This is a genomic window from Streptomyces varsoviensis, from assembly GCF_000718635.1.
Taxonomy (GTDB): Bacteria; Actinomycetota; Actinomycetes; order Streptomycetales; family Streptomycetaceae; genus Streptomyces; species Streptomyces varsoviensis.
The window spans coordinates 1-920 of record NZ_JOBF01000063.1; the positions used below are offsets into that span (position 1 = coordinate 1).

At 71.6% G+C, this 920-nt stretch carries 1 protein-coding gene; it reads left to right on the forward strand.

Annotation, left to right across the window (positions count from 1 at the left end; genetic code table 11):
* The coding region (locus IF55_RS35580; protein WP_048833128.1) for a pyridoxal phosphate-dependent decarboxylase family protein at window positions 1-834 on the forward strand (834 nt) is incomplete at its 5' end.
* Window positions 835-920: the final 86 nt, after the last annotated feature.

Genomic DNA, 920 nt, shown 5'->3' on the forward strand with positions numbered 1-920 from the left:
CCCATCACCATCCCCACCCCCACCGGCACCATCGACCCCGCCCACCTCGCCGAAACCCTCACCACCACACGTAACCAGGGGCCCGGCCCCCTCCTCGTCATCGCCACCGCCGGCACCACCGACACCGGCCAAATCGACCCCCTCCCCGAGATCGCCGCCCTCTGCCACACCCACCGCGCCACCCTCCACGTCGACGCCGCCTACGGCGGCCCGCTCCTGTTCAGCCACCCCCTACGACCCCTCCTCAACGGACTCGACCGCGCCCACACCATCACCCTTGACCTGCACAAACTCGGCTGGCAGCCCATCGCCGCAGGACTCCTCCTCGTCCCCGACACCACCGCCCTCCGCCCCCTCGACCACCGCGCCGACTACCTCAACGCCGACGACGACACCGAAGCCGGCCTCCCCGACCTCCTCGGCCGCTCCCTCCGCACCACCCGCCGCCCCGACATCCTCAAAATCGCCGTCACCCTCCGCGCCCTCGGCCGCGACGGCCTCGCCCACCTCATCGAAACCGTCTGCACCACCGCCCACCGCCTCGCCGACCTCATCGACGCCCACCCCGACCTCGAACTCCACTCCCGCCCCACCCTCAGCACCGTCCTCTTCCGCCCCGCCAACGCCACGGCCGACACCGTCGCCGCCATCCGCCGCCGCCTCCTCCACCAAGGCCGCGCCGTCCTCGGCCGCGCCACCACCCCCACCGGCCTCTGGCTCAAAGCCACCCTCCTCAACCCCCACACCCGACCCGCCGACCTCCACGCACTCCTCCACCTCATCGCACCACCCCCGGAAGGCCCCCCCGCCGATGACCACCGCACCACCCCCTGACCACCCCTCGACCACCACCCCCGCACCACCCTCAACCTGTCTCTTATACACATCTCCGAGCCCACGAGACCAGAGAGGATATCGTA